A 1286-nucleotide genomic window follows, 5' to 3' on the forward strand; every position below is an offset into this window, starting at 1 on the left:
GTATGCGGCGTCCACGCCCCATCGATTTTTCAGTTGCAGTGATCTGAGGTTGATCTACGGCCCGTCAAATGAGCTCACCGAAGAGTACCTGACGAGCTCATTGTGAGGCCTTGATGCGGGCGGCGTAGGCCCAGGGCATGAGGGCATCGATGTCTTTTGCTAGGTGGCCGTTTGCGAGGCTGACGAAGAGATCGCACAGATAGGCGTAGGGTTCAACGCTGTTCATTTTACAAGTGCCGATCAGGCTGGCAAACCGGGCCCAGTTGCGGCCCCCTTCATCGAAGCCGGGTTCATAATGCCGGGTTTCTGGCATTCGAGTCCACGGTCACTTATCCCTTCCATCCACTGGTTGACCAAACCGTATTGGTAACCGGCAGCCATGAGCACGAAGGTGTTCATTATCTGCTGATTCGACAAGCCCATGGTGGCTCATTTCAAATCCCCGCATGGATGTTTGATCCTGCGGCAAGTTCGATCGAGATTGTAGCCGAGCCGCGCCTTTCGGCAGCCAAGCTTATTGAACTGCGCGCATTCATTGATTCTCACGTACCTTTTCGCTCGGTTCAAGAAGCCGAAGGGATAAGCCATGAGAAAGCAATTTCGCATGCAATTGGATCTGTTCGTGACAGCCCGGCCGGTAGACCTGAGCGACACCCAGCGCCGGGAAGCCTTAACACTCCTTCAATTACTGTTGACGGAAGCGGCGGCAAAGCTGGCCGGCAAGCGGTTCGCCGACGGCGGAAAGGAGGCGGGCAATGAGTAAGATTACCGCCGACCATCTTAGCCTTAGCGCCTTCGTCTACGTCCGGCAGTCGACAGCCTACCAGGTTGCCAATAACCTGGAAAGCCAACGACGGCAGTACGGCTTAGTCGAGCGTGCTCGACAGTTGGGTTGGGAGACCGTCGAGATCGTCGACGATGACCTTGGACGATCCGGAGGTGGCATCGCCCGCCCAGGATTCGAGAAGCTGTTGGCGGCGATATGTGAAGGTCGGGTGGGAGCAGTCGTATCGCTTGAGGCCTCACGTCTGGCGCGCAATGGCCGTGATTGGCATACGTTGCTGGAATTTTGTGGTCTGGTCGGCACTCTGATCGTTGACGAAGAGGCTATTTACGATCCGCGCTCGCCTAACGATCGTCTCCTTCTTGGCATGAAGGGTACGATGAGCGAGATGGAGTTATCCGTGTTTCGGCAACGATCCGTCGAGGCCATGCGCCAAAAAGCGCGGCGCGGCGAACTTCATCTGACTGTTGCCGTCGGATATGTGAAGACGGATGATGCCCGT

The 1286-nt window shown here is 56.4% G+C and carries 2 protein-coding genes and 2 pseudogenes; 3 read left to right on the top strand and 1 reads right to left on the bottom strand.

The window, feature by feature from the left end:
• Positions 1–97: 97 nt before the first annotated feature.
• Positions 98–286 (bottom strand): annotated as a pseudogene (locus QDY28_RS30845) (transposase domain-containing protein); the annotation flags it as partial.
• Between the two features lie 77 nt (positions 287–363).
• Between QDY28_RS30845 and QDY28_RS30850 the strand changes: the two are divergent.
• The 3 genes and pseudogenes from QDY28_RS30850 to QDY28_RS30860 form a co-directional block, all read left to right on the top strand.
• Positions 364–480, top strand: a pseudogene (locus QDY28_RS30850) (hypothetical protein); the annotation flags it as partial.
• A gap of 106 nt (positions 481–586) precedes the next feature.
• Positions 587–763, top strand: coding sequence for a hypothetical protein (locus QDY28_RS30855; protein ID WP_240535395.1), 177 nt, complete (start codon positions 587–589; stop codon positions 761–763).
• Positions 756–1286: recombinase family protein (locus QDY28_RS30860; RefSeq protein WP_331384858.1), on the top strand; the 531-nt coding region annotated here is incomplete at its 3' end. The genes QDY28_RS30855 and QDY28_RS30860, both read left to right, overlap by 8 nt.

The organism is Rhizobium sp. BR 362, assembly GCF_036528765.1.
Lineage (GTDB): Bacteria > Pseudomonadota > Alphaproteobacteria > Rhizobiales > Rhizobiaceae > Rhizobium.